The 25,486-nt window shown below is 68.7% G+C and carries 23 protein-coding genes and 1 tRNA gene; 12 read left to right on the forward strand and 12 right to left on the reverse strand.

Going from position 1 to position 25,486, the window contains the following annotated elements; genetic code table 11:
• Positions 1 to 30 precede the first annotated feature (30 nt).
• On the reverse strand, positions 31 to 1,413 hold the full coding sequence (radA, locus tag ACX80W_RS07475) for a DNA repair protein RadA (RefSeq protein WP_459281890.1): 1,383 nt from the start codon (positions 1,411 to 1,413) through the stop codon (positions 31 to 33).
• Positions 1,414 to 1,469: 56 nt separating this feature from the next.
• On the reverse strand, positions 1,470 to 2,594 hold the full coding sequence (locus tag ACX80W_RS07480) for an FUSC family protein (protein WP_459281892.1): 1,125 nt from the start codon (positions 2,592 to 2,594) through the stop codon (positions 1,470 to 1,472).
• A 173-nt stretch (positions 2,595 to 2,767) separates the two neighbouring features.
• On the opposite strand from ACX80W_RS07480, the gene pstS reads away from it, so the two are divergent.
• The 4 genes from pstS (at position 2,768) to pstB (ending at position 6,907) form a co-directional block, all read left to right on the forward strand.
• Positions 2,768 to 3,883, forward strand: coding sequence for a phosphate ABC transporter substrate-binding protein PstS (gene pstS, locus ACX80W_RS07485; protein WP_459281894.1), 1,116 nt, complete (start codon positions 2,768 to 2,770; stop codon positions 3,881 to 3,883).
• A gap of 177 nt (positions 3,884 to 4,060) precedes the next feature.
• The gene (gene pstC, locus ACX80W_RS07490; protein WP_459281896.1) at positions 4,061 to 4,993 is read left to right on the forward strand and encodes a phosphate ABC transporter permease subunit PstC; all 933 of its coding nucleotides are present in this window, start codon (positions 4,061 to 4,063) and stop codon (positions 4,991 to 4,993) included.
• Positions 4,993 to 6,096, forward strand: coding sequence for a phosphate ABC transporter permease PstA (gene pstA / locus ACX80W_RS07495; protein WP_459281897.1), 1,104 nt, complete (start codon positions 4,993 to 4,995; stop codon positions 6,094 to 6,096). Before pstC ends, pstA begins: the two co-directional genes overlap by 1 nt.
• 31 nt (positions 6,097 to 6,127) lie before the next feature.
• Complete coding sequence (gene pstB, locus ACX80W_RS07500; RefSeq protein WP_459281899.1) at positions 6,128 to 6,907, forward strand: phosphate ABC transporter ATP-binding protein PstB; 780 nt, start codon at positions 6,128 to 6,130, stop codon at positions 6,905 to 6,907.
• Between the two features lie 105 nt (positions 6,908 to 7,012).
• On the opposite strand, the gene ACX80W_RS07505 is transcribed toward pstB, so the two are convergent.
• The 3 genes from ACX80W_RS07505 to ACX80W_RS07515 form a co-directional block, all read right to left on the reverse strand.
• Positions 7,013 to 8,023, reverse strand: a complete 1,011-nt coding sequence (locus tag ACX80W_RS07505) for an inorganic phosphate transporter (protein ID WP_459281901.1) — start codon at positions 8,021 to 8,023, stop codon at positions 7,013 to 7,015.
• Positions 8,024 to 8,641, reverse strand: coding sequence for a DUF47 domain-containing protein (locus ACX80W_RS07510; RefSeq protein ID WP_459281902.1), 618 nt, complete (start codon positions 8,639 to 8,641; stop codon positions 8,024 to 8,026).
• Between the two features lie 216 nt (positions 8,642 to 8,857).
• On the reverse strand, positions 8,858 to 9,505 hold the full coding sequence (locus ACX80W_RS07515) for a hypothetical protein (RefSeq protein ID WP_459281904.1): 648 nt from the start codon (positions 9,503 to 9,505) through the stop codon (positions 8,858 to 8,860).
• 172 nt (positions 9,506 to 9,677) lie between these two features.
• Here ACX80W_RS07515 and ACX80W_RS07520 point away from each other — a divergent pair.
• A tRNA-Lys gene (locus ACX80W_RS07520) sits at positions 9,678 to 9,750 on the forward strand.
• Positions 9,751 to 9,815: 65 nt separating this feature from the next.
• Here ACX80W_RS07520 and ACX80W_RS07525 read toward each other — a convergent pair.
• Positions 9,816 to 13,145, reverse strand: coding sequence for a phytase (locus ACX80W_RS07525; RefSeq protein WP_459281906.1), 3,330 nt, complete (start codon positions 13,143 to 13,145; stop codon positions 9,816 to 9,818).
• Between the two features lie 242 nt (positions 13,146 to 13,387).
• Here ACX80W_RS07525 and ACX80W_RS07530 point away from each other — a divergent pair, with 242 nt between their 5' ends.
• The 5 genes from ACX80W_RS07530 (at position 13,388) to ACX80W_RS07550 (ending at position 17,473) form a co-directional block, all read left to right on the forward strand.
• Positions 13,388 to 13,648, forward strand: coding sequence for a hypothetical protein (locus ACX80W_RS07530; RefSeq protein WP_459281907.1), 261 nt, complete (start codon positions 13,388 to 13,390; stop codon positions 13,646 to 13,648).
• Positions 13,649 to 13,695: 47 nt separating this feature from the next.
• Positions 13,696 to 14,367 carry a hypothetical protein gene (locus ACX80W_RS07535; RefSeq protein ID WP_459281908.1) on the forward strand — a complete coding sequence of 224 codons (672 nt, stop codon included), beginning with the start codon at positions 13,696 to 13,698 and terminating at the stop codon, positions 14,365 to 14,367.
• A 211-nt stretch (positions 14,368 to 14,578) separates the two neighbouring features.
• Positions 14,579 to 15,868 carry an endonuclease/exonuclease/phosphatase family protein gene (locus ACX80W_RS07540; RefSeq protein ID WP_459281910.1) on the forward strand — a complete coding sequence of 430 codons (1,290 nt, stop codon included), beginning with the start codon at positions 14,579 to 14,581 and terminating at the stop codon, positions 15,866 to 15,868.
• Positions 15,869 to 16,034: 166 nt separating this feature from the next.
• Positions 16,035 to 16,763 carry a hypothetical protein gene (locus tag ACX80W_RS07545; protein WP_459281911.1) on the forward strand — a complete coding sequence of 243 codons (729 nt, stop codon included), beginning with the start codon at positions 16,035 to 16,037 and terminating at the stop codon, positions 16,761 to 16,763.
• Positions 16,760 to 17,473, forward strand: a complete 714-nt coding sequence (locus ACX80W_RS07550) for a hypothetical protein (RefSeq protein WP_459281913.1) — start codon at positions 16,760 to 16,762, stop codon at positions 17,471 to 17,473. Before ACX80W_RS07545 ends, ACX80W_RS07550 begins: the two co-directional genes overlap by 4 nt.
• A 193-nt stretch (positions 17,474 to 17,666) precedes the next feature.
• Here the strand turns inward: ACX80W_RS07550 and ACX80W_RS07555 are convergent, their stop codons facing one another.
• The 5 genes from ACX80W_RS07555 to ACX80W_RS07575 all read right to left on the reverse strand — a co-directional run bounded on the left by ACX80W_RS07555 (position 17,667) and on the right by ACX80W_RS07575 (position 22,410).
• Entirely contained in the window at positions 17,667 to 17,945 is a 279-nt protein-coding gene (locus ACX80W_RS07555; RefSeq protein WP_459281915.1) for an HPr family phosphocarrier protein, read from the reverse strand.
• Between the two features lie 140 nt (positions 17,946 to 18,085).
• Positions 18,086 to 20,176 (reverse strand): PTS fructose transporter subunit IIABC, encoded by a 2,091-nt coding sequence (locus ACX80W_RS07560; RefSeq protein WP_459281917.1) that lies wholly within the window; start codon positions 20,174 to 20,176, stop codon positions 18,086 to 18,088.
• Positions 20,177 to 21,184 (reverse strand): 1-phosphofructokinase family hexose kinase, encoded by a 1,008-nt coding sequence (locus ACX80W_RS07565; protein WP_459281918.1) that lies wholly within the window; start codon positions 21,182 to 21,184, stop codon positions 20,177 to 20,179.
• Positions 21,181 to 21,948, reverse strand: coding sequence for a DeoR/GlpR family DNA-binding transcription regulator (locus ACX80W_RS07570; RefSeq protein ID WP_459281919.1), 768 nt, complete (start codon positions 21,946 to 21,948; stop codon positions 21,181 to 21,183). Before ACX80W_RS07570 ends, ACX80W_RS07565 begins: the two co-directional genes overlap by 4 nt.
• A 210-nt stretch (positions 21,949 to 22,158) precedes the next feature.
• Complete coding sequence (locus ACX80W_RS07575) at positions 22,159 to 22,410, reverse strand: DUF6458 family protein (RefSeq protein WP_459281920.1); 252 nt, start codon at positions 22,408 to 22,410, stop codon at positions 22,159 to 22,161.
• A gap of 343 nt (positions 22,411 to 22,753) precedes the next feature.
• On the opposite strand from ACX80W_RS07575, the gene ACX80W_RS07580 reads away from it, so the two are divergent.
• Both ACX80W_RS07580 and ACX80W_RS07585 read left to right on the forward strand, forming a co-directional pair.
• Complete coding sequence (locus tag ACX80W_RS07580; protein ID WP_459282240.1) at positions 22,754 to 23,020, forward strand: GlsB/YeaQ/YmgE family stress response membrane protein; 267 nt, start codon at positions 22,754 to 22,756, stop codon at positions 23,018 to 23,020.
• 217 nt (positions 23,021 to 23,237) lie between these two features.
• On the forward strand, positions 23,238 to 24,032 hold the full coding sequence (locus ACX80W_RS07585; protein ID WP_459281921.1) for a hypothetical protein: 795 nt from the start codon (positions 23,238 to 23,240) through the stop codon (positions 24,030 to 24,032).
• 119 nt (positions 24,033 to 24,151) lie between these two features.
• Here ACX80W_RS07585 and ACX80W_RS07590 read toward each other — a convergent pair whose 3' ends face one another.
• A complete protein-coding gene (locus tag ACX80W_RS07590; RefSeq protein ID WP_459282241.1) occupies positions 24,152 to 25,402 on the reverse strand; it encodes a DUF445 domain-containing protein in 1,251 nt (416 codons plus the stop codon).
• Positions 25,403 to 25,486: the final 84 nt, after the last annotated feature.

A 25,486-nucleotide genomic window follows, 5' to 3' on the forward strand; every position in this document is an offset into this window, starting at 1 on the left:
CGCCCGGGGCGCCCGGGCGGCGGTGCCGGCTCAGAAAATCAGTGCCAGCGCCTCGGTGAGCGTCGAGACCTCCCGCACCGTGAAGCCCTTGGGCACCGGCCCGGGCCCGTTGGGGGAGGCCGGGACCACGGCGTGCGTGAAGCCGAGCCGTTCGGCCTCGTGGATCCGCCGCGAGATTCCCGGCACCGGCCGCACCTCGCCGGCGAGCCCGACCTCCCCGAAGGCGATCAGGCGGGCCGGCAGCGGCTGGTTGGTTTTCGCCGAGGCGACCGCCAGGGCGACGGCGAGATCGGTGGCCGGCTCGGAGAGTTTCACCCCGCCGACGGTGGCCACGTAGCTGTCGTCCTTGGCCAGGCTGAGCGAGGCGCGCTGCTGCAGCACGGCGAGCAGCATCGCCACCCGAGCGCTGTCCAGCCCGCTGGTGGCCCGCCGCGGCTGGGCGTTTGCCGATTCGGCCAGCAGCGCCTGGACCTCGGCGAGCAGCGGCCGGCGTCCCTCGAGGGTGACGGTGATGCAGGTTCCGGAGACGGGGTCCTTCGTCCGTGAGACGAACAGCCCGCTCGGATCGGCGAGCCCCTCGATGCCCGCATCGGTCAGGTCGAAGCAGCCCACCTCGTCGGTGGGGCCGTACCGGTTCTTCACCGCGCGCAGCAGGCGGAGGCGCGAATGCCGCTCGCCCTCGAACTGGCACACGACGTCGACCAGGTGCTCAAGCAGGCGCGGCCCGGCGATCGAGCCGTCCTTGGTGACGTGCCCCACCAGGAGCGTTGTCATGTTCTTGGACTTGGCGGCGCTGATCAGGGAGGCGGCGACCTCCCGGACCTGCGTCACACCGCCGGCGGAGCCGTCGACGGCCGAACTGCTGAGGGTCTGCACCGAGTCGACGATGAGCAGGGCCGGCTGGATCTTCTCGACCTGGCCCAGGGCCTGCCCGAGGTCGGTCTCGGCGCTGAGGTAGAGCGAGTCCGCGACGGCGGCGATCCGCTCGGCGCGCAGCTTCACCTGGGCGGCCGACTCCTCGCCGGTGACGTACAGCACGTCGCGCCCCAGCCGGGCCACGCGGGCCGCGACGTCAAGCAGCAGGGTCGACTTTCCCACTCCGGGTTCACCGGCCAGCAGGATGACGGCCCCGGGGACCAGCCCGCCACCGAGCACGCGGTCCAGCTCGTCGATGCGCGTGGCCTGGAACGCGGCGGTCGTCGCGTCGACGTCGGCGATGCGCTGCGCCACCTGGGTGACGACCGCCGCCGCCGTCGTGCGCGCCACCGGCTGGCCGGTCTCCTCCACAGTGCCCCAGGCCTGGCACTCCCCGCACCGGCCGACCCACTTCGCCGTCGTCCAGCCGCACTCGGCGCACCGGTAGGTGGGGTTGGTTCCGCGTCCGGAGCGCGCGGCCGCAGTCTTTGTTGCCATCCCCTCAGCCTAGCGGCGGCCCCGGACATTCCTGCCGCGGAACCCGCCCCGCCGGGTCAGAGCCGGGGGAGGTAGCCCGCTGCCTCGTCGTGGGTGAGCCCGGCCGCCTGGAGCAGGTCGACGACCAGGGGCCGGAAGAGCAGGATCAGCCCCTCGCCCTCGAGCCGCGACACATTGAGCTTCGCGGGATGGAGCAGGGTGGCGACGGCCGCGAGGTCGTTGCGGGCGGAGCGCAGGTTCAACCGCCGCTCCGCCGGGTGGGAGCCGGCCAGGCCGCGGGCGAGGACCGTGACGGCGTCCGCGGTGTCCTCAAGCGCCTGGCTCAGGGAGGCGATTGCCTCATCGCTGAGCGCTGCATGGTTGATGACCGAGGTCAGCCGCCGGGAGAAGACCCGGCTGTTGCGCACCGCAAGGTCGATCGCCTCGATCGATTGCTCGAGGGAGCCGAGTTCCTCGCGGTGCCGGCGCTGGACGGGGGAGAGCGTCGCGAGCTCCCGCGCCGCGAGCATGCTCTTCATGAGGGCGTCCATTGAGGACTGGGTGTTCCGGGCGCGCACCAGGGCGTGCCAGGCCAGGGTCGAGTCGCTGCGGATGAGGGCCTCGGCGTCCTCGCGCAGGAGGCCGGCAACCTCCTCAAGGAGGTTCCGCACCTCGGCCTTCGGCTCGCGGCGGGGATCGCGCGGGACGAGCATGGTGATGATCAGCGCGAAGGCCCCGCCGACGACGGCGTCGGCGCTGCGGGCGAACGGCCCTCCCGCCGGGGCGGGCAGGAGGACCACGAGCAGGGACTGCAGGCCCAGCTGGGTCGTGAAGATCGTGCCGCTGTCGAGGAACCGCGCGAGCAGGATCGAGACGAAGAGGACGATGGCCGCCTGCCAGATCCCCGTCCCCAGCAGGGTGAGGAGGACATCGCCAAGTGCGATGCCGAGCGTGCATCCAAGGCCCACCTCGAGCACCCGGCGCAGCCGCGGATCGCTGGAGAAGCCGAGGGCGATCATTGAGGAGGTCGCCGCGAAGAGGGGCCCGTCGTGGCCGAGCACCTGCTCGGCGAAGGCGTAGGCGCCCACGGCGCAGACCGTGATCTGCAGGGCCGTGAGCACCGAGTTGGAGCTGCGCTTGAACCCGACCCTGCTCCGGTTGCCCAGGAAGGCTGTGGCAGCGGCGATTCCTCGGCGGGGCATGGGACCAGTTTCCCATAGGGAGCCAATGTCCCTGCCGTGTTCATCTTCCGTTCACCTTTTGGGGCCAGTCTCGTTAACTGGGCGCTCTAGCGTGAGGGGTGTACGAGGACGCTCACACCCTCCCGGGTGTCACCTGCGCACTGACGTTCGAACCCTGGAAGGGGCAATATCACGTGAAGGTTCTTCGCTTCGGCCGCGCAGCGGCGGTTATCTCCGTGGCCGCACTGGCACTGACCGCGTGTGGCTCGGACAACGCCACGAACGCCCCCGCCGCTGAGGCCGGCTCCGCCGAGTCGACCGCCGCAGTCTCGGGCACCCTGACCGGTGCCGGCTCATCCGCCCAGAACGCCGCCATGACGGCCTGGCAGTCCGGTTTCCAGACCGCCCAGAGCGGAGCGACGGTCCAGTACTCGCCCGACGGGTCCGGCGCCGGCCGTGACGCCTTCCTGGCGCAGGGCGTCCAGTTCGCCGGGTCGGACGCGGCACTCGACGACGAGGAGTACGAGGCCTCCAAGGAGATCTGCGGCCCCGACGGCGCACTCAACATCCCCGCCTACGTCTCCCCGATCGCCGTGGCCTTCAACCTTCCCGGCATCGAAGCGCTGAACCTCGACGCCGACACCATCGCCTCCATCTTCCGGGGCGAGATCGAGACCTGGAGCGACGAGGCGATCGCCTCGCAGAACGAGGGCGTCGAACTCCCCGACACGGCCATCACCGTGGTGCACCGCAGCGACGAATCCGGCACCACCGAAAACTTCACCGAATACCTCGCCCAGGCCGCTCCCTCAGTGTGGACCGACGAAGCCTCCGGCGAGTGGCCCTCCGCCCTCGTCGCCGAGAACGCCCAGGGCACCAACGGCGTCGTCTCCACGACCTCCTCCACCGAAGGCGCCGTCACCTACACCGACGCCTCGGCCGTGGGCGACCTCGGCCAGGTCTACGTGAAGGTCGGTGAGGAGTACGTCAAGCTGAGCTCCGAGGCCGCCGCGCTCGCCGTCGAGGCCGCGACCCCGCTCGAGGGCCGCGCCGAGGTCGACATGTCCCTCGAACTCGAGCGTGACACCGAGGCTTCCGGGGCCTACCCCGTCGTCCTGGTGTCCTACCACATCTACTGCTCCACGTATGAGGACCAGGAGACCGTGGACCTGGTGAAGGCCTTTGCCTCCTACGCCGTCAGCGAGCAGGGCCAGCAGGATGCCTCCGAGTCGGCCGGAAACGCCCCGATCTCCGAGACCCTCCGCGAACAGGCCCTGACGGCGATCGATTCGATCACCGTTGCCTCCTAGGCGCCCCAGCAGCTGCCCCGTCCGGTCGCCGAGCGACAGGGCGGGGCACTCCGCTGTTCACGAACCGGCCGGCTGGGGCGGCCGGTTTGTAATGGCAGGGGGAACGATGAACACTATCCAAAGCACTACCCGAGACATGCAGTGCACTCCAGCAAAACAGTTCCGAAGGGTTTAGCAGTGTCCACCACTACGTTGACCGAGACCCGCGGCGCGGGCCAGTCCGGAGACAAGATCTTCTCCGGCCTCACCCTCGCCGCGGGCTGTCTCATCCTCGCCGTTCTCTTCAGCGTGGCGGTGTTCCTGCTGGTGCAGGCACTCCCCGTGGCCAGCGCCGACTCCACCGAGATCACCGGCGGGGCGGGCTTCGGCACCTACATCTTCCCCATCGTCATCGGCACGGTGGTGGCCGCCGCCATCGCCCTGCTGATCGCCACCCCGCTGGGGATCGGCGTGGCGCTGTTCATCTCGCACTACGCGCCGCGGCGGCTCGCCCAGGGCTTCGGGTACGTCATCGACCTGCTTGCCGCGATCCCCTCGGTGGTCTACGGGGCGTGGGGCTACGCCGTGCTCGCCCCCGAGCTGGCCAAGGGATACGGATGGCTGGCGGAGAACCTCGGCTGGATCCCCATCTTCGAAGGCCCGGCCAGCCAGACCGGGCGCACGATGCTCACCGCGGGCATCGTGCTCGCCGTCATGGTGCTCCCCATCATCACCTCCCTGAGCCGCGAGATCTTCCTCCAGACCCCCAACCTCCACGAGGAGGCCGCGCTGGCGATGGGGGCCACCCGCTGGGAGATGATCCGCATGGCCGTGCTTCCCTTCGCCCGCCCCGGCATCATCAGCGCCGCGATGCTCGGCCTGGGCCGCGCCCTCGGCGAGACCATGGCCGTCGCCCTCGTACTCTCCGGCGGCGCGCTCACCGCCAGCCTCATCGCCTCGGGCAACCAGACGATCGCCGCCGAGATCGCCCTCAACTTCCCGGAGGCCTTCGGACTGCGGCTCAGCGAACTCATCGCCGCGGGCCTCGTGCTGTTCCTCATCACCCTGGCCGTCAATATGGTGGCGCGCTGGATCATCACCCGCCACAAGGAATTCTCGGGGGCCAACTAATGACTAGCGCAACCCTTGCCCGCCGGCAGTCCTCCCTCACCAAGGGGAAGCTGCCCTCCTACGCCGTCTGGGTCGTCCTCGGTGCGGCGCTCATCTTCGGCGCGGCCGCCGCCTCCCTGGTCGGCTTCAGCGCCGTGTCCTGGGGCGTCTTTTCCGCCCTGTTCTTCCTCCTGGGCGCGACGGCGGTGACCGCCGTCGTCGAAGGCGGACGGAAGGCGACCGACTCGCTGGCCACCTACCTCGTGTACGGGTCGTTCATCGTGGCGCTCCTGCCGCTGCTCTCGGTGCTGTGGACCGTCCTCGAGCGCGGCCTGCCCGGGATCTCCTACGACTTCCTGTTCACCTCGCTGAACGGTGTGACCGGCGCCGTCGACAACGCCTCGGTGGCCAATGGCACGCCCGTGCTCGGCGGTGCCTACCACGCCGTGGTCGGCACGCTCCAGATCACCCTCTGGGCCACGGCGATCTCCGTGCCCATCGGCCTGCTCGCCGCCGTGTACCTCGTCGAGTACGGCACGGGCGGCCCGCTGACCCGCGCCATCACCTTCTTCGTCGACGTGATGACCGGCATCCCCTCGATCGTCGCGGGCCTCTTCGCCGCCGCCCTCTTCGGGCTGCTGTTCGGGCCCGGAACGCGCACCGGCTTCGTGGCCGCCGTCGCGCTGTCGGTCCTGATGATCCCGGTTGTGGTCCGCTCCACCGAGGAGATGCTCAAGATCGTGCCGAACGAGCTGCGCGAGGCGGCCTACGCCCTGGGCGTGCGCAAGTGGCGCACCATCACCAAGGTGGTCATTCCCACCGCCATCTCCGGTATCGCCTCCGGCGTAACCCTCGCCATCGCGCGGGTAATCGGCGAAACGGCTCCTATCCTTGTTACGGCAGGATTCGCCAGCGCCATCAACTGGAACGTCTTCAGCGGCTGGATGAGCACCCTCCCCACCCTGATCTACTACCAGATCCTCACGCCGACCTCCCCCACCAACACCGACCCCAGCACGCAGCGCGCCTGGGCCGCGGCGCTCCTGCTGATCCTGATGGTCATGCTGCTGAACCTGGTCGCCCGCCTGATCGCCCGCATGTTCGCCCCCAAGACAAGCCGCTGAGCTTCCGCGGCAACAACGCAAAAAGGAAACCATGTCCAAGCGAATCGACGTCAAGGACCTCAACGTCTACTACAGCAAGTTCCTTGCTGTGGAGGGCGTCAACATTGAAATCAAGCCCCGCTCCGTCACCGCCTTCATCGGACCTTCCGGCTGCGGCAAGTCGACCTTCCTGCGCACCCTCAACCGCATGCACGAGGTCATCCCCGGCGCCCGGGTCGAGGGCGAGGTGCTGCTCGACGGGGACAACCTGTACGACCAGAATGTGGACCCCGTGACGGTGCGCAGCCAGATCGGCATGGTGTTCCAGCGGCCCAACCCGTTCCCCACCATGTCCATCCGGGACAACGTCCTGGCCGGGGTGAAGCTCAACAACAAGCGGATCAGCAAGGCCGACGCCGACAACCTCGTCGAGAAGTCCCTGCGCGGCGCGAACCTGTGGAACGAGGTCAAGGACCGCCTGGACCGCCCCGGCTCCGGCCTCTCCGGCGGCCAGCAGCAGCGCCTGTGCATCGCCCGGGCGATCGCCGTCTCGCCCGAGGTGATCCTGATGGACGAGCCCTGCTCGGCGCTCGATCCCATCTCGACCCTCGCCATCGAGGACCTGATCAACGAACTGAAGAACGACTACACGGTCGTGATCGTCACCCACAACATGCAGCAGGCCGCCCGGGTGTCGGACAAGACCGCGTTCTTCAACATCGCGGGCACCGGCAAGCCCGGCAAGCTCATCGAGTACGGCGAGACCGCGACGATCTTCAGCAAGCCCACCATCAAGGCCACCGAGGACTACGTCTCCGGCCGTTTCGGATAACTCGACGCACCCATCGGCCCCGCCGCCGCCCGGAGGAGTTCCGGACGGCGGCGGGGCCTTCGCGGTTAAGGCCCGGGTAGGCGCCCCGGGAACCGCGCCGGGGACTTAGAGCAACGGGCTCAGGGCGAGGAAGAAGACGGCGCCCAGCAGGGCCGCGACGGCGGCCGTGGCGAGCCAGACGATGAGGATCCGCAGCAGTTCGTTCCCCCGCACCGAGGCGAACCGCTGGTTCGCTCCGGCCCCCACGATCGCCGAGGTCATGGTGTGGGTGCTCGAGAGCGGCACATGCAGGGAGATCGCACCGATGAACAGCATCGCCGTGCTCACACCCTGGGCGCTCATGCCGCGCAGCGGATCGATCCGCACCAGCCGGTTGGCCAGCGTATGCGTGATGCGCCACCCGCCGAAGGCCGACCCGCAGGCAAGGAGCGCCGCGGCGAACAGTTGGACCCACAACGGCATCTGGGCGCCGCTGGACGACCCGGCCGCCACCAGGGCGAGCAGGATCACGGCCATGGTGCGCTGCCCGTCCTGGAGGCCGTGGCCCAGTGCGAAGGCACCCGCGAGGACCGACTGGGCCATCCGGTTCCCCCGGTTGACCCGCCGCGGGGAGTTGTAGCGCAGCACCCACGTCGCGGCGAACACCAGCACATAGGCCAGGAGGTAGGCCACCAGGGGGGAAAGCAGCAGCGGCAGGACGATCTGGAAGAAGAAGACGCGCTCGGAGCCAGCGATGGCCTGCCCGCCCAGGAGCTGCGAGGCACCGCCGGCACCGATGATCCCGCCGATCAGGGCGTGGGTCGACGACGACGGCTTGCCGCGGTACCAGGTGAAAAGGCCCCAGCAGCCGGCCCCCAGCAGGCCCGCAAGCAGGATGCCCAAACCCGTCGTGCCCGGCGGCAGGCGCAGCCCGGCATCGGTCAGGAACAGCGCCAGCGACGTGCTCAGGAGCGCGCCGGTGAGGCTGAAGGCCGCCGCGAGCAACACCGACACGGTGGGGGTCAGGGCGCGGGTGCGCACCGCCGCCGCCACGGAGTTCGACACGTCGTGGAAGCCGTTGAGGAACGCGAAGGCCCCGGCGCAGCCGACGACGGCGGCCAGCAGGACGGGCTCCACCTACGATTCCTTCACGAGGATGCTGCCCACGTGGGTGGCTACCTTGCGGATGTCTTTGGTCACTTCGACAAGCTGGTTCGCAATGTCCCGGTGCCGGGCGTAGGCCAGCGGCTTGTGCTCGCTGAGCAGTTCGGCGCACCAGCTGCGGTGGGTGCGTTCGGCGCGGCGGGCCAGGCGCAGGATCTCGATCCAGTACTCCTCGAGCTCATCCATCGAGTCGAGGCGCTGCATGGCGGTGGCTGTCAGTTCGGCCTGGCGGTTGATCACCTCGAGCTGTTCGGCCGCACGCTGGCTGAGCCGGTTGAGCTTGTACAGGGCGATTAGCTCGGCGGCGCCGTCGAGCTTCTCGATCGCCTCGTTGAGCAGCCGTGAAAGGGTGTAGAGATCCTCGCGGGGGAGCGGGTTCACGAACGAGGTGCGCATCGAAGTCAGCAGGGCGAAGTGCAGATCGGTCGACACCGCCTCGTGCTGGTGCATTTCCTCGGCCAGGCGGTCGTACTCTTCGGTTGTCGCGCCGAGCACCGCCGACATCGTGCCCACCCCGAGCACGAGCTGCCGGGCCATGCGGGACAGCAGCTCGAGACCTGCGTTTTCCTGAGGGAAGAGGCGTAACTTCACTGGTGCTTCCCTGTCTCAGGCGCGGACGGCCGTACCGGCCGTCGAAATGGGGGGCGCACTGGGACCAGGCGCGGTAATGGCGTCGAACCGGGAGCGCCTCTCGGCGGAAGGCCGCTCGAAGCGGCTGAGTGTTGAAGCCCGGGGGTTCCACGGTCCGACGCCGATTTCAGTCTTCTACTCTGCCGCCCCAGTGTCAACATTGCGGCGCGCGCCCGCCTAGTCAAGCTCTCCCCGCCGCCAGGCGGCCGCGGCGTGCTCGAGGTCCTCGGCGGTCTTGATCAGCCGGTGTGAATTCCTCGTCAGCCGCGAGGCGTGGGCGGCGTTCGAGTGGTGCGCCTGCTCCGCGTGGTTCACCTGGCCCAGGGCGACGACCCGGCAGAACGCGGCAAAACGTTCGAGGGCGACGTCGAAATCCCCTTCAAAGGCGCCGGACAGGATCTTGTCCGCCATGTCGGTCATCTCGGTGGCCCCGGGCGGCTCGGCCACGCCGGCGACCACCTTGGACACCTGGGCCACCTCCTTGCCGGAGGTGAAATATGACGCGATGCGCTCGGGATCCTTCTGCGTTGCGGCACGCAGGGCGTAGAGGCGCCACAGGGCCCCGGGAAGGGATCGGGCCGGGCTTTCGGCCCACATCTCCGCCACGGCCTCCAGCCCCTGTTTATCGGCGAGTTCGACGAGGCGCCGGGTGATCTCGGGGTCGTCCGCCTCCCGCCCATGGTGCACGAGCGCGTGGGCCGTCAGGTGTGCGGCCTCGGAGACCCGGGACGGGTCGATCCCGCCGGCGAAAACCTCGAAATCGGCCGGGGCGAAGGGCTTCGGCTTGTGGGGCCGCGGGCTCTTGTTGGTGTAGTCGCCGTCCATGGAATGAGGATACTCCTGCCGCAGCGGGCCGTCCGAAGCGTACGGACCGACACCCACCCGGCGGGCTGCAACGGCGTGGCTGTCCAGGAGGGAGAGTCGGGTGCAACGGCGCGGGTTCTTTGGGATAAAGTTGAAGTGTTGCGCGGGCCGGTGGAACCGGCCGGCGACGGACGGGCCTTTAGCTCAGTTGGTAGAGCATCGGACTTTTAATCCGTGGGTCGTGGGTTCGAGCCCCACAGGGCCCACCCGCGGAGCAGGCCAGAGGCATCAGCCTCTGGCCTGCTCCTGTGTTTGTACCCAGATCGTGCACCTACCTGAAGGTGAGCACGAGCTTGGGTGCGGCGGTGCTGCCGGCCTCCCTGGAGTTGAGGTCCAGGCCGTCGCTGCTGGTGGAATCCATGCCCAGGGAGAGCTGCTGGCCGAGCTCACCGGCCAGGGCGCTGAGGGTCAGCGGAACCCGGTAGTCGGTGTTGACCGCGGTCGGGCCCAGGGTGCCGATGCTGGTCCCGAGCGCCGGCCGGTTGCTGTAGGTGATCCCGGTCTCGGTCCAGCTGTCACTGGCCACCAGCTTCACGTTTTGGGTGCCGGTGGACCCGCTGCCGGCACTGCGCAGCTGCAGGGTCGCGCTCTCCAGGGTCCTGCCCGCGAAGGCCGACAGGTCGAACTTCAGGTAGGAGACCTCCACCGGGCTGGCGTCCACGCCCAACAGGGCCGAGGTGCCGTAGTTCGTGCCCGTCGTCCCGCTCTCCACGTAGCTGTCGGCGGTGGCCGTGAGCGTGACGGTCCCCGGGGTGCCCCCGCCCCCGCCGGCGGCGGCGGTGGTGAAGGTCCAGGTCCTGTCAGATGCCAGCGCGTTGCCGGCGGCGTCCTTAACCCCGCTGGTGCCGCCCTTGATCGTGGCCGTGTAGGTGGTGCCCGCCGCCAGGTCCGCGCCCGGGTTCAACGTCGCCACCCGGTCGGTGCTGTTGTAGGTCACGGCCGCCGGCACGGTCGTCGTCCCCGTCGTCAGCGTGAACGTGGACGGTGTAATCGTCGAGGCATCCATCGCCTCCGAGAACGTCCCCGTCACGTTGGTTCCCACCGCCACACCGGTGGCATTGGGGCCCGGCAAGACAGCCGTCACCGTCGGCGGCGTCGTATCACCGGGGCCGCCCCCACCGCCGCCGAGGGTGAGCACGAGCTTGGGTGCGGCGGTGCTGCCGGCCTCTCTGGAGTGAAGGGTAAGGCCGTCGCTGCTGGTCGAGTCCATTGCCAGTGAGAGCTGTTGGCCGAGCTCACCGGTCAGGGCGCTGGCCGTGAGCGGAACGCTGTAGTTGGTGTTGACCGCGGTCGGGCCCAGGGTGCCGATGCTGGTCCCGACCGCCGGCCGGTTGCTGTAGGTGATCCCGGTCTCGGTCCAGCTGTCACTGGCCACCAGCTTGATGTTCTGCTTACCCGTCGACCCGCTCCCAGCGCTCCTGAGCTGCAGCGCCGCACTCTCCAGCGTCCTGCCGGCGTAGGCCGACAGGTCGAACTTCAGGTACGTGACATCCACCGGACTGGCGTCCACATTCTGCGTGGTGCGCGTGCCATAGTTCGTCGCCGCCGTCGCGCTCGACACATAGCTGTCGGCGGTGGCGGTGACCATCACGGTCCCCGGGGTGCCTCCACCCGCGGCAGCGGTGGTGAAGGTCCAGGTCCTGTCCGATGCCAGCGGGTTGCCGCCAGTGTCCTTGACCCCGCTGGCGCCGCCCTTGATCGTCGCCGTGTACGTCGTGCCCGCCGCGAGATCCGCGCCCGGGTTCAACGTGGCCACCCGATCGGTGCTGTTGTAGGTCACGGCGGCCGGCACGGTCGTCGTCCCCGTCTTCAGCGTGAACGTAGTAGACGTGACCGTTGAGGCATCCATCGCCTCCGAGAACGTCCCCGTCACATTCGCCGTCACCGCCGCACCGGTCGCGCCGGCAGCCGGAGAGACAGCCGTCACCGTCGGCGCCGTCGTGTCCCCGGGGCCGACACTCCAGGTATGCGTCGCTGCCACAGGGTCGGTGTTGCCTGCTGCGTCGGTGGCCCAAACATCGAATCTGTGCGATCCGGTGGACAACCCGGTGTAGGCCTGGGGCGAGGTGCACGCGAGGCGCGGTGCACCATCCAGGCTGCACTGGAAGGTGGAATCTGCTTCATTCGAGGTGAATGCGAAGGAGGCGCTGGTCGACGACGACGTCGCAGGTGGCGCCGATGTGATGGTTGTTTCCGGGGGCGTGGTGTCGCCCTCCGGGGGCGTCGTGTCCACGGTCCACGTATGGCTGGCAGGAGTCGGGTCAACGCCGTTCGGGTCAGAGGCGCGAACCTGGAAGGTATGCGAGCCATTGGACAATCCAGGGTACGACACCGGGCTGGTGCAGTTGACGAATGCTGCGGAGTCGAGCGAGCAGGCGAAGGTGGCGCTGGTCGATGGCGAGGTGAAGCTGAACTCGGCCGACGTGGAGGTGGTCGGGTTGGCCGGCTTGCTCGTGATTGTGGTGTCAGGCGGAGTGGGAGCGGGGGTGCCAGCCCCGATTTTGCGCGGGTCGTAGGCCGGATCAACGAGCAAAGCCGGAGTGTAGGCGGCAGCGATGGACTGCCATGGCACCACCTTGAAGTTTTGTCGCTGCCCGTTGTCGTTGGCGTGGTCCTGTGTGACGAAGAAGCCCTGGGGGAAGGGCCCCCCGACGCCGAAATTGGTGACGTCTATTCCGTCAATGCCGGTGACAGCATCGATGCCGTTTCCGGTCGGGATGGCGAAGGCACCCAGCGGCCGGTTGTCGTCGCGGGAATAGACGTGGAATCGGTCGGAACCCTGGCTTGCGGCAAGGAGGTAACCGGCGCCACCGCCACCGTAGTAGATGCTGATGCCCTTGATGTCCTGGACGATGTCGCCGCCATTCTCGATCGTACTGACAACCTTCGTCCCTGCGGTGGAGTCCCCGGGCTCGGCGCCGTAGCGCCAGATTCCGCCGACGTCCTCCTGCGCGATGTAAAGGCGCTTCATTTCATCGTCGGCCACCAGACCCTCGGTGTGGGCCGGACCGCTTACCGTCCAGCTCCGCACGAGTCGGCCCGTGACCGATCCGGTGGAGCCGTCAAGCTCCCACTGCTCGACCTTGCCAATATCGGTGACAAAAGCGAAGTACTTCCCGGTCTCCGGGGAGTGGTAAAAGGAGAACCCGCGGGGCGTTCCGATATTGGCAGTGGGGGCGAAGCTGCCGACCTTCGTCAGCGATCGATCCGAATCGTTGACCTTGTAGAAGTCAAGGCTCCGCTCCCGGTTTGAGGCACCGACCAGGCCGACGCGGCTGTTGCCGAGGGGGAAGTTGTAGCGGACGTCAACGTTGTTCATCCGTCCGTCGGGGTAGTAGAACAACTGCCGTCCGGACAGGTCGTAGACGACAAGACCGCGCCCATCGGTGCTCTTGTCCGTGCCGATGATGGTGCTCTTCGACGGGTCGGTGGGGTGGATCCAAATGGCTGGGTCATCCGCGGCATCTCCTGAGCCGGGAATCTGGGCAGTTTCGACAGTTGCGCTCACCTGTACGAGTGCCGCACTCGCGGCCGGAGTGGAGAGACCGACAAAAAGTCCGACCACCATCAAGGGGGTGAGTATTCTGATGGTTAAACGCATGATGACCCCTTTGTCACCTGAGAGAACGTCCCGGAGGACGGGACTGAAAAGAAGACAGGTGCCCACGAGCGGGCAGCGCAGATGTCCACGGTGTCAGCATTGAGATTTCCCAATTTCCTGCCTCCGAATGCATTGCCCATAGGGCGGAGACCACGCGCTGCAAATATTTTCGGGCGAACCCTGACGGCGGCACTCGTGCCGCTCGCTGACCGCCGACTTAGTTGCGTCGGCACACGAACAGAATGTACCAGCGGGAAATAGTCTTCGCCCTAAAAATCGGTACCTGTTTATTACTGCCTGCCGTTCTGATGGCACCGCTGATGATCGACTGGTTCGCCCCGCTCGGCGCGCAGGTGATCCGGCGGGCCCTGGACGACGGGCTGGACTCCGGCGACGCCTCCGCCACCGGTACCGACGGGCGGGGTATTCCGCGTCCGGGCGATCCGGATCGAGATCCGAGGGGATTGACTACGGCCCGTGCTGCGTCTGAAATGGAGGGGTAACCGCCCGCCCGGCCAAGGGTCCGGACGGCACCCGCGAAAGTAGTCCAATGCGCGACGCCACCGCACTGATCGTTGCAGCCGCTGCCATAGCGGCGCTGACCGGTTGTGCCGCCTGGCGCATCGACGCCGCCCTCAAACGCCGCGCGGACGCCGACACGCTCTTCTGGCTCGCGTTCACCGCCCTCCTGGTTCTGGTCGCGGGATGCCTCGCGGCGGTCCCGGCGGGTGCCGGTGGCGCTGCGGCCGCTGCTGCGGTCGTAGCAACCACCGCGGGTGCCGCCTGGCTCGGACTGAGGGAGCAGCGGCGTGCCGGGATCCGGCGGACGGCGGCCGCCTCCGGCCGGCTGCGCTCCCATCAGGCCCGGCACGACGCCGTGCTGCGCCGCTGGGCGGCCTACGAACTCGACCCGGCACTGGCCCTTGACTACCCGGCAATGAGCGACACCCACGGGCCCGAGTCGCGCCGTGTGCTTGCCGCCATGCGCGAGGCCCTGCGCCGGCGTCGGGCGCTCGAGTCGGAGCCGGCAGCGGCATCGGGGCAGGGGATCGGGACGGAATCTCTGCTGGCCGACTACGCGGCGTCGGTCACGGCGCTGGAGCGGGCCCTGGGTACGGCGGAGGCTGCGGCCGGCGTCGAACCGTCGCGGGGACCCGCCCGACTGCCCAGGCAGCCCCGGCCACGCGTGGGCCCTCCCGGGGCGCCGTTTCCCGGGGCGTAACGGCCCGACACCGGGGCGCGGAGTCCGACTCCGCCGGGGGGATTCGCGGCGGGACCGTTCCCCGGCGAATTCTTCCGCGCCGTCCGCGCGCCGGAGCGCCGGGTTCCGCTTGTGGAAGCCCTTGTTTGAAATCGTTATCGTTCCGGGTGTGCCACCCCCGCTGCCTGCCGGTAGGGTTTGATACCGGACCGGGACGATGCGGAAGGGACTCATGCGACTACTGAGACGGTGCTCAGCCGCGCTGACGGCAGCGGTTCTGCTCGCCGCCGGTGGGACGATTGCCACCGGACCAGCCGCGGTCCCCGCCTCCGCAGCGCCCGCCTACGCACCGCCCGCCACGCAGGTTGAGGTGGCACAGGACAGCCCTGGAGCCCCTTCGGTCCGGGTCGCAACCTACAACGCCAGCCTCAACCGGCAGAATCCCGGGGACCTGGTCCGCGAACTGTCGGGCACCAAGAGCACCCAGGCCCGCGCCGTCGCCGGCATCATTCAGGCCACCGCCCCCGACGTCGTGCTGCTGAACGAGTTCGACTACGATCCGGCGCACCGCGCGGCGGAACTGTTCCGCACCAATTACCTTGCAGCCGGGTCATCCGCCGGGTCGGGGATCACCTACCCCTACGTCTACACCGCACCCTCGAATACCGGCGTGCCCAGTGGAATGGACCTGAACAACGACGGAACCGTCGGCGGACCCGACGATGCCCTGGGCTACGGAGCCTTCGAGGGCCAGTACGGCATGGTGCTCTACTCGAAGTACCCGATCGATACGGCCAACGTCCGCACCTTCCGGAACTTCCTGTGGAAGGACATGCCCGGCGCGCTGCTTCCCACCGACCCGGTGGCAAATGGTGCCGACTGGTTCTCCGCCGAGGAGCTCGCGCAGGTGCGGCTCTCGAGCAAGTCCCACTGGGATGTTCCGGTGCTGGTCGGCAGGAAGTCGATCCATCTCCTTGCGAGCCACCCGACACCACCGGTTTTCGACGGACGCGAGGACCGTAACGGCCGGCGCAACAACGACGAGATCCGGATGTGGGCCGACTACATCGAAGGCGGAAAGACGGCCGCCTACCTTTACGACGACCAGGGCCGGCGGGGCGGGCTCGACCCGGGCGAGCGGTTCGTCGTGCTGGGCGACCAGAACAGCGACCCGTTCGACGGCGACTCGATCGCCGGCTCGATCGACCAGCTCCTGATCCACCGCCTCGTGCACGATCCGATGCCTTCCTCCGATGGAGCCGCGGAGGCCTCGGCCCTGCAGGGCGGCGCGAATGCGGGGCACCGCGGATTTGCGGGACACGATACCGCCGACTTCGAGGACCAGTCGGCCGGTAACCTGCGCGTGGACTACGTCCTCCCCTCAAAGAACCTGCCGGTGCTCGGAAGCGGCATCTTCTGGCCGCGGGTGGGAACTCCGGGTTCCGAGCTGACCGGCATCTTCCCGTTCCCCTCAAGCGACCACCGCCTCGTCTACGTCGACCTGAGGGTCCGCGGCAGCTAGGCAGGCGACGGCTTCCGCACGGACGGAGCCCGAAGGGCCCGCGGGGAAGCCTGGGGGTTAACGTAAAGCTGGCTCCACGTTCTGCGTATGGGGGAATCGCAGAATGGGGAGCCAGCGCTTTAAGTATACTGCGAACTAATCACCGGATGTCCAATGGGAGGTGGGGATGGCTGTCACGGCCAAAGCATTCCAGCTGTGGCGCCAGCAGATCGCCCCGACGGACTCGGTCTCCGACCTCTGCCGCTCGGCCGGCATCAAGCGGTCGACGCTGGCCCAGCAGCTCGTGCGCGGGAAGGTGTCGGTGGGCACCCTGATTGCCGTCGCGCGCGGCTACGGGCTCGACCCCGTCTGCGCGCTCGCGCAGTTCGAAGGCTATACGGACCTTGGAACGGGGATGCGGGCGCCGACGAGTGCCGAGCTCCTCAGCCAGGTGTCCCACCGCGACATCCTCAAGCTCCTCGTCGCGCGGGGCGAGGAAGACCCAGTCGGCGCGCTCGCGGAGGACCTTCTCCCGTTTCCCCACCGCAACTCGGTGCGTGCCTGGATCGACGCGATCGATCCGGGGGACCTCCGCCACCAGCTGTCCGAGCGTGCGGGCATCGCCCGCCAGAACCTTTCGGCGCAGCTCACCGCCGGACGGCTCAGCCCCAGTCTTGCCATCGAGGCGTCCCGGATCGCCGGCGTCTCCTCCACCAGCGGCCTCGTGGTGACGGGCCTGCTGACCTCTGCCGAGGGCGGATGGCCCGCCACCGGTCGTGCCGATGCACTCAACGCCCTCTCGGACACCGAGCTGGTCCTCCTCGCGCGGGACCGGCTCGATGCCCTGGGCAAGCAGCTTCGGAAGGCGGACGCCGACGAAAGCCGGGACCGCGCAATCTGGGAGAACCTGGGATGAGCGGCCACCTGATCCAATGGGCCGCCCTCCTGTTGTGCATCCTCGGCACGCTGCTGCGCGTGCCCCGGGTCCGGCGGGGCCGCGGCCGGATGGTCTTCGCTGCCCTCGTCCTGATGACAGTCGCCGTAGGGTTGTCCCTCCCCCCGATCTACCTCGCGGTCGACGCGGTGCTGGGGGGCTGGAACGGGGCGAACCTGGTCATCCGCCTTGCGCTCTTCGCCGTCTTCGTCCTGCTCGGACTTCGGATGGCCGCCGCCTTCGGCGCGGAGCGCTCACGGAACCTGATCGTGGGCCCGGTGGGGATCCCGGTGCTGCTCGTTTCCGTGGCCGCCACCTTTGTCCTTTTCGCCCTCAGCGACCTTCCCGTGTCCTCAACCGGCCTGTGGATGTATGCGGACCAGCCCACCGTCGAGCTGTATGCGGATGTTGGCCGCCTCTATCCGGGATACGTGGCAGGCTGCCTCGTGTGGCCGGCGGCAGCCGCGGCACGGCGCCCCGGCTCACGGCCGGTCCACCGGCTCGCCTGCGCCCTGCTCGCAGCCGGCTTCTTCCTCGTCGTCTGCTTTGCGGTCCTCCAGCTGCTCGAGGGGATCGAACTTGCAATTCTCGAGGTGCTCCTGCCCTATGGCGCGATCCTGCTCGTCGTCTCGGGGCTGACCCTGATCGGGGTCAGCCGGTACCGCGGCAGGCAGCAAAACCCGCTGGCCTGACCGCGGCCGGATCGAAGCACAATCGTTGCCTTACGGTGTTCACACTTTCATATTCGTGTGAAAAAATAATGAATATGTAACTGCCGCTGAACGTGGGGGGTCAGCGGATTGTTATTTCACCTGGGTGCGTTGGAACGGGGGGACGCACCCAGGTGCACAGCCCGGTTCCGCCAGTGCGGGGAGGGCCCTTCCGCTATTCGGCGTCGTGGTCGGTCTCGATGATCTTCGCGAGGGACTCAAGGGCCTCCTCGGCCCCGTCGCCGTCGGCGCGCAGGACGATAACGTCACCGTGGGACGCCCCCAGGCTCATCAGCGACAGGATGCTCGAAGCGTCCATCGCCTCATCGGCGGGCTCGCCGTCCATCGCAATTGTCACCTCGACCGGGACCTCCCCGGCCGCCTCGGCGAAGATGGAGGCGGGGCGGGCGTGGAGTCCTACACGGCTGGCTACAGTGGCTTTGCGTTCGGGCATTGTCTTTTCCTTCGCTTGGGGTGGATCGGTCGGTTCTGCTGGTCTTTCATCATCTGCGTTTCGGGAGCAGGTATCCACCCCGGAGCCGGTAGAACCGGCTCCGGGGTGGATAACTTGCCCCTGCTGCCTCCGGGTGCGGCTTAGACGGCGACCGGTTCGGCGGCGGCGGCGTTGCGGTCCTTGTTGCGCTGCCCGATCCGCTTGAGGGCGACGACGACGACGGCCGAGACGACCATCCCGACGAGAATCGACAGGACGAACCACACAACGCCGTCGATCGCGAACAGGACGAAGATCCCGCCGTGGGGAGCCCGGGAGGTGACGCCGAAGCCCATCACCATCGCGCCGGTCACCGCGGCACCCACCATGGAGGCGGGGATTACGCGCAGCGGGTCGGCCGCAGCAAACGGGATGGCACCCTCGGAGATGAATGAGGCACCGAGGAGCCAGGCGGCCTTGCCGTTTTCCCGCTCGGCCTGGGAGAACCTGCGGCGGTCGATGACCGTTGCGAGGGCCATCGCCAGCGGCGGCACCATGCCTGCTGCCATGACGGCTGCCATGATCTGCAGGGGTGCCGGGTTGGCCGCGGTGGCCGCACCCAGTCCGGCGACTGCGAAGGAGTAGGCGACCTTGTTCACGGGCCCGCCGAGGTCGAGGGCCATCATGAGGCCGAGGATGATCCCCAGCACCACGGCCGCCGATCCGGTCAGTCCGGACAGCCAGTCATTCAGCGCGGTCGTCAGGCCGGCGATCGGTCCGCCGAGCACGAGGAACATGAGGCCGGAGGCGACCAGCGAGGCGACCAGCGGAATGATGACGACGGGCATGAGGCTGCGCAGCCAGCGGGGGACACTCAGGCGCCCGATCATCATTGCGACATAACCGGCCAGCAGGCCGCCGACGATGCCACCGAGGAAGCCGGCACCCATGAACCCGGCGACCGCGCCGGCGACGAAGCCCGGCGCGATGCCCGGGCGGTCCGCCAGGGCATAGGCGATGTAGCCGGCCAGCGCAGGAATCAGGAAGCCCAGCGACAGCTGGCCGATCTTGAAGGCCACGGCCCCGAGGTAGGTTGAAAGGCCGCCCTCCGGCAGGTTGCCGAAGCTGTTCTCGATCACCACGGTATCGGCGACCTCGGTGATGTCGTACCCGCCGATGAGGAAGCCGAGGGCGATCAGCAGGCCGCCACCGGCGACGAAGGGGATCATGTAGCTGACGCCGGTGAGCAGCGCCCGCTTCAACGTTCCGCCAATGCCCTCCCGGCTCGTGTCTGCGGCGGTCTCGGTGTCGCCTCCGCCGCCGGCGACCCGGCGGGCCGAGGGGTTCCGTGCCGCCGCAACGGCCTCGTCGACCATCTCGCCGGGCTCGTCGATTCCACGCTTGACCGGGGCACTGATGACCGGAAGGCCGGCGAAGCGGTGCTTGTCGCGGACGTCGACGTCGACGGCGAAGATGACGGCATCCGCCGCCGCGATCACCGCAGGATCAAGGGGTGTTGCCCCCGAGGAGCCCTGCGTTTCGACCTGCAGGTCGATGCCGCGCTCCTTGGCCGCGGCGACGAGGGAGTCGGCCGCCATATAGGTGTGGGCGATGCCGGTGGGGCAGGCGGTGACCGCGACCAGGCGGCGGACCTCGCCGTCGCCATCGCCGGCCGGCGCGGCGGGCGCTCCGGCCGGTGCCTGCTCGGTGCTGCCAGGCGGTGCAAAGGCCGCATGGGCTCCCGTACCCCCGGTGGCTCCGGCCGCTGCGGCCGCCGCTGGGGCTGCGGCCGGCGCCTTGCCGGTGCCCAGGGCGCCCTCGACGAGGTCGACCACCTCCTGCTCGGAGGCGGCGTTCCTCAGCGCGGCGGTGAAATCCTTCTTGATCAGGGACCGCGCCAGCTTGGACAGCATTTTCAGGTGTTCCTGGTCGGCGCCGTCGGGGGCGGCGATGAAGAACACGAGGTCCGCCGGACCGTCCTTCGCGCCGAAGTCGACGGGGGGAGCGAGGCGGGCCATGGCGAGGGTGGGCTCGAGGACCGACCCGGAGCGGCAGTGGGGGATGGCGATGCCGCCGGGGATCCCGGTCGCCGTCTTCTCCTCCCGGGCGATGGCGTCGGCGTAAAGGCCGTCGGCGCCGGAGGCCCGGCCCTGCGCGGTGACCTGTTCCGCAAGGTACCGGATGACGGCCGAGCGGTCAGTCCCGAGATTCGAATCGAGAGTGACGAGGCTCGGCGTGATGAGATCGGACATTCAGTTTTCCTCCTTTGGAGACGATGCTGCCTGGTGCGCGGGTGCGCCGGAGTTGAGAGCTGGGGCGAAGGCGGTCAGGGTGACGGCCTCCGGAGTTGTCTGGTTCAGGGCTGGGACTTCGGATCCCGGCAGCGACGCCGCGGCCGAGCCGTGGGCGACCGCCTGGCGGAGGCACCCCTCGGGGTCCTCCCCCGCGGCGGCGGCGAGCAGGTAGCCGGCCAGTGCCGAGTCGCCGGCGCCAACGGTCGACCGCGCCGTGACCGGACTGTGGCGGGCGTGCCAGGCGCCCGAGGCGGTGACAAGCAACGCACCCCGGGAGCCGAGGGTGGCAAGAACCGCACCCACCCCGCCGCCAATCAGGGCGGTGCAGGCCTGCAGGGCGAGTTCGAGGTCCGTTTCGAGCTCGGCACCGGCCCCGAGGCCCGTCAGCTCCGAGAGCTCCTCGGCGTTGGGCTTGAGCAGGTCCGGAGCTCCCGCGGCGGCGTGGGCCAGGGCGCTGCCCGAGGAGTCGACGGCGACCCTGGGGGCCGTGGAGCCGTACCGCTTCCGCACCGCGGCCGTCGCGGAGGCATAGAAGTCCGCTGACACCCCCGGTGGCAACGATCCGGCGAGGACGAGCCACGAGGCTCCGGCACTGGCCTCCACCACGAGGTCGAGCAGCGCCGCGGTGTGCTGCGGGCTGAGGACAGGTCCGGGTTCGTTGACCTTGGTCGTGGTGCCGTCCGGCTCGGTCAGGGCGGTGTTCGTCCGCAGCGCGGCGCCGATGGGCAGGCTCCGGTAGGGAACCGAGGCGGCGGCGAGCCCGGCGAGCACCGGATCCCCCTCGTCCCCGGGAAGCAGCGCGAGGGACGGCACGCCCGACTTCGTCAGCGCGCGGCTCACGTTCACGCCCTTCCCTCCCGCTTCCTGGTGGGCGTTGAGCGCCCGGTGTACCTCGCCCCGGGCGAGGGCGGAGGGCAGTTCGACGGTGCGGTCGATGCTGGGGTTGGCGGTCAGCGTGATGATCATGCGCTCACCACCTCGACCTGGGCGTCTGCGAGGGCCGCGGCAAGGGCGCGCCCGGGTGTTCGGTCCGTGACAACTGCATCGATCTCCTCCAGGGAAGCGAAGCTGACGAGGGATTCCTCGCCGAACTTTGACGAATCGGCGAGCAGGACCACCCTGCGGGCCGAGCGGACGATGGCGGTCTTGACTGCGGCCTCGTCGGAGTCCGGGGTGCTGAGGCCGAAGGGCTCGGCCACGCCGTTGGCTCCGATGAAGGCGACATCGGCGCGGAGCCGGGAGAAAGCGGTGACGGCGCTGCTTCCCACTCCGGCGCTGGTGAGCGCCCGGACCCGGCCGCCGATCAGTTCGAGGTGGACGGAGGAGCCGGTGATGAGGTGCGCGATCGGAACCGAGTGGGTGATGACCGTGAGGTCGGTGCGTGATTCGGTGGCGAGGAGGGCGGCGAGGGCGCCCGTGGTGGTGCCGGCGTCAAGGATCACCGATCCGGTCGAGGGGACCATGTCGAGTGCGGCCTTGGCGATCCGCTGCTTCTCGGCGCGGTACTGGGCCTGGCGGCTTTCGACACTGGACTCGCGGGTGCTGACGGAGTCGCACGGGACGGCGCCGCCGTGCACGCGGCGCAGGACACCGTCCTTTTCGAGCAGCGCAAGGTCCCGCCGCACGGTTTCGGAAGTGATGCGGAACCGCTCGGACAGCTCGGTGACGCTCACGCGGCCGTCGGTGCGTACGAGGGTGCTGATCTGGCGTTGACGTTCTTCAGCGAACATGGCGACTCCGTTGTCCAGCCGGTCGAACCTCCGGCCTGTGGTTATGTGAGTTTATCTGCCCCTTTGCCCGACAAGCAAGGGATTCGATGGAAATTCCCACAGACCCAAAGATGTGGGGACATGGAGCGGGCCGGAGCGCCTGCGCTCCGGCCCGTTGAATGAAAGGTCCGGCCGTCGGATCCCGGCCTGGAATCCAGCCGTGGGGCTCTCCTAGAGGCCGTCCCGCGTTTCGTTGCGGGTGATGGTCTCGCCGGTTCCGGGGTCGTGCAGTGAGCGTGACTCGGAGACCCGGCGCTGGCTGCGCGGCGCGTTGAGGAAGAGCGAGACGATCAGGCCGAGAAGTCCGACACCCATGAGGATGTACCCGACCAGCCGGAGGTCGATGAAGCTCACGATGTCGGCGACGGCAAAAGCAAGAATTGCCCCGATCGCGATCAAAGCTATTGAGGATCCGATTCTCATGGCCATTACTCCTTGGTTGAAAATTCGCGATGGACCGCCCCGATATCTCGGACAGTCCCGAAGGATGCCAAATCGCCGCTTGACGACGAGGTGGTGCTAAGCATACTTGCCACCCGGATATTTCCTGCGGCAATCCGGCCGCGGCGCCTGCCGTGACACCGGGCGTGGGGCCATTGCGGGAGCCGGTCGCAGGAGAATATCCTTGCTTCGCTGGTGGTAGGATTGAACGGTAAGCATGCTGATGAAGTAGAGTGTCAAAAAGTTGCACCCCGGTGCATCGGTTTTATTCGAGTAGCTGGCCGCTTCGGTGGGCAGCCAATTATCACTCAAGGAGCACCTCATGTTGCATTTCCTCGCATTTCTTATTCTCGGCCTGATCGCCGGCGCGATCGCCAAGCTGATCCTTCCCGGCCGTCAGGGCGGCGGATGGCTCATCACGATGATCCTGGGCGTCGTCGGCGCACTGCTGGGCGGATTCATTGGCAACAGCATCCTCGGCGTTGACATGGGAGGAACCTTCTCCTTCATGTCGATCCTCTTCGCCGTCATCGGCGCCCTGATCGTCCTCGTGATCTACGGCGCCGTGACGAAGAACCGCTCACGCGCATAACCCGGATGCACCCACAGGGTGCCGGCTGAACCTGGGGGAACAGCTGAGTCAGGGCGCCGTCGGTCTTCCGGCGGCGCCCTTTTCCGTATCCGGCGGCCACGTTCCCCGGCCTGCCGGCGGGCCGCTGATTCCGCGCACCGCCGCCCAGCGTCCAGCCCTAGACTGAAAGCACGCGCCATCCCTACCGGATGACCGGTTGTGAAAGGAACTCATCCGAGTGAATCCACGAAGCAATGGCCGATTCAATCCGGCCGCGAAGGCCGCAAGCAGTGCCCTTTTCGACAAGGAAGGGAACCCCAAGCCCCAGATTTACCGGGGCATCGAGCGGGCGATCGACGTCCAGCGCCCCCTCGTCCTGGCCAACCTCCGCCGGGTGCGGCGCCGTCACCCGGCGGCCACCCCCGCCGAGCTCGCCGAACTCCTCGAACGCGACTATCTCCGGGCGATCACGGTCGCAGGCGCCGCCGTGGGCGCGACGGCGGCGGTGCCCGCCGTCGGCACCATCGCCTCGCTCGGCCTGTCAGCCGCAGCCACAGTAGGCTTCCTGGAGGCGACGGCCCTCTACGCCCAGTCGATCGCCGAACTCCACGGCGTCCATACCGACGACCCCGAGCGGTCGCGCACCATGGTGATGGCCATCCTGATGGGCGAGGAGGGGATGGCGCTGATTCAGTCAGGGCTGGGCGGATCCTCGGTCTCCTCCGGACAGCAGCCCTGGGGGAACGCCGTGGGCAGCGCCGCGCCGGCGTCCCTGGTCCGCGCGCTGAGCGCGAGCATCCGGCGCCGGTTCATCCGGCGGATGGTCGCCCGCCAGGGCGGCGCCCTCCTCGGCCGGGCCCTGCCCTTCGGTGTTGGGGCCGCGATCGGCGGGGCGGGGAACCATGCGATGGGCAAGGCGGTCATTCAGGCGACGCGCACGGCCTTCGGGCCGCCCCCGCTGGTCGTCCCCGGCGACCTGGCGAACACCCTCGACGCCGCGGCGCAGGAGCCTGAGGCCGGCCCACGCACCTGATCCGGGCCCCCGGGCGGGTGCTTCCCCGACGGTGGGGCGCCCGCCCGCGGGAGCGCCCGCCCGAGGGGCGGTGTCCCGGGCGCCGGCGGCGCAGCCTGTAACCCTGCCGGCCGGGTGCGTCAGCCGAAGATTGCGTGCGCGAGCGCGAAGATGGCAACTCCGGCGAGGGACCCCACAACAGTGCCGTTGATGCGGATGAACTGCAGGTCCTTGCCGACCTGGAGCTCTATCTTCCGTGAGGTCTCTTCGGCATCCCAGCGTCCGACGGTTTCGGAAATCACCCCGGCAATCTCGCTGCGGTAGGTCCGGACTGCGTAGGCGGCGCCGTCCGAGATCCACCGGTTCACCTTCGCCGCAAGTTCCGGGTCGCTCGCGAGCCGGCCGCCGAAGTCCCGCACCGCGGCCTTGAAGTTCTGCGTCAGTTCGCTCTGCGGGTCGCTGACCGCCTCCAGGAGTGCGTTCTTGATGGTGGCCCAGGTGCGTGCGGTCAGGTCCCGCACACGCGGGTCGTCAAGGAGCTGCCCCTTGATCTCCTCGGCCCTGGCGATCGTCTCAGGGTTGTACTGCAGGTCCGAGGCGAGCTCCCTGAGGTACTTGTCGAGGGCGATGCGCACGTCGTGCTGCGGGTCGTCCTGGACGGCGCGGATGAATTTTGAAAGCTCGGCGTAGACGCGGTCCCCGACGACGCCGTCGACGAGGCGCGGCACCCAGGTGGGCGAGCGCTGGGCCACGACGCGGGTCACCACGGCGTAGTTCGCGTCGACCCAGTCCGCCGCCCGGTCCACGAGCAGGTCCACGAGGCGGTGATGGTGCCCCTCGCGGAAGAGCCGCTCGGCGATCCTGCCGACCGGGGGTCCCCACGGCGGGGCGATGACGTGCTTGCGGACCATGGATTCGAGGACGCCCTGGACGGCTTCGTCATTGAGCACGGTGAACGCACCCCGGATCAGCGCCGCGCCTTCGGCGGCGACGCGGTCGGCGCTCTCCGGGCGGGCCAGCCAGGCGCCGGCCTTCTCGGCGATCCGGGCAGAGTCGAGTTTCGCACGCACCACGGCCTCCGAGAGGAAGTTCTCCTCAACGAACTGTCCGAGGGACTCGCCGATCTGGTCCTTCTTCCGGGGAATGATCGCCGTGTGCGGGATCTTCAGCCCCATGGGGTGCTTGAAGAGCGCGGTGACGGCGAACCAGTCGGCCAGGGCGCCGACCATCCCGCCTTCGGCTGCGGCGCGCACGTACTGGAGCCATGGATACCTGTCCTGGAGCGCGAACGCGACAAGGAAAATCACGGCGAGCACTCCGAGCAGGGCCGTGGCCAGGACCTTCATGCGCCGCAGCGCTGCGGCTCGTTCCTCATCGGTGCCCGGCGTCATATTCACTGCCCCAGTCTATCGAGCGCCGCTCCCCGATGTCCCTGACGGCGTTCCGATCGCGTAGCGTAATCGGCGGAGGGTCGG

Source organism: Arthrobacter melezitosi (assembly GCF_054511055.1).

Bases quoted from the DNA above. Each gene is read 5' to 3' on its own strand.
- radA (WP_459281890.1), bottom strand. From the start codon at position 1,413: ATGGCAACAAAGACTGCGGCCGCGCGCTCCGGACGCGGAACCAACCCC.
- ACX80W_RS07480 (WP_459281892.1), bottom strand. From the start codon at position 2,594: ATGCCCCGCCGAGGAATCGCCGCTGCCACAGCCTTCCTGGGCAACCGG.
- pstA (WP_459281897.1), top strand. From the start codon at position 4,993: ATGACTAGCGCAACCCTTGCCCGCCGGCAGTCCTCCCTCACCAAGGGG.
- pstB (WP_459281899.1), top strand. From the start codon at position 6,128: ATGTCCAAGCGAATCGACGTCAAGGACCTCAACGTCTACTACAGCAAG.
- ACX80W_RS07515 (WP_459281904.1), bottom strand. From the start codon at position 9,505: ATGGACGGCGACTACACCAACAAGAGCCCGCGGCCCCACAAGCCGAAG.
- ACX80W_RS07525 (WP_459281906.1), bottom strand. From the start codon at position 13,145: ATGCGTTTAACCATCAGAATACTCACCCCCTTGATGGTGGTCGGACTT.
- ACX80W_RS07530 (WP_459281907.1), top strand. From the start codon at position 13,388: ATGTACCAGCGGGAAATAGTCTTCGCCCTAAAAATCGGTACCTGTTTA.
- ACX80W_RS07535 (WP_459281908.1), top strand. From the start codon at position 13,696: ATGCGCGACGCCACCGCACTGATCGTTGCAGCCGCTGCCATAGCGGCG.
- ACX80W_RS07540 (WP_459281910.1), top strand. From the start codon at position 14,579: ATGCGACTACTGAGACGGTGCTCAGCCGCGCTGACGGCAGCGGTTCTG.
- ACX80W_RS07545 (WP_459281911.1), top strand. From the start codon at position 16,035: ATGGCTGTCACGGCCAAAGCATTCCAGCTGTGGCGCCAGCAGATCGCC.
- ACX80W_RS07550 (WP_459281913.1), top strand. From the start codon at position 16,760: ATGAGCGGCCACCTGATCCAATGGGCCGCCCTCCTGTTGTGCATCCTC.
- ACX80W_RS07555 (WP_459281915.1), bottom strand. From the start codon at position 17,945: ATGCCCGAACGCAAAGCCACTGTAGCCAGCCGTGTAGGACTCCACGCC.
- ACX80W_RS07560 (WP_459281917.1), bottom strand. From the start codon at position 20,176: ATGTCCGATCTCATCACGCCGAGCCTCGTCACTCTCGATTCGAATCTC.
- ACX80W_RS07565 (WP_459281918.1), bottom strand. From the start codon at position 21,184: ATGATCATCACGCTGACCGCCAACCCCAGCATCGACCGCACCGTCGAA.
- ACX80W_RS07570 (WP_459281919.1), bottom strand. From the start codon at position 21,948: ATGTTCGCTGAAGAACGTCAACGCCAGATCAGCACCCTCGTACGCACC.
- ACX80W_RS07575 (WP_459281920.1), bottom strand. From the start codon at position 22,410: ATGAGAATCGGATCCTCAATAGCTTTGATCGCGATCGGGGCAATTCTT.
- ACX80W_RS07590 (WP_459282241.1), bottom strand. From the start codon at position 25,402: ATGACGCCGGGCACCGATGAGGAACGAGCCGCAGCGCTGCGGCGCATG.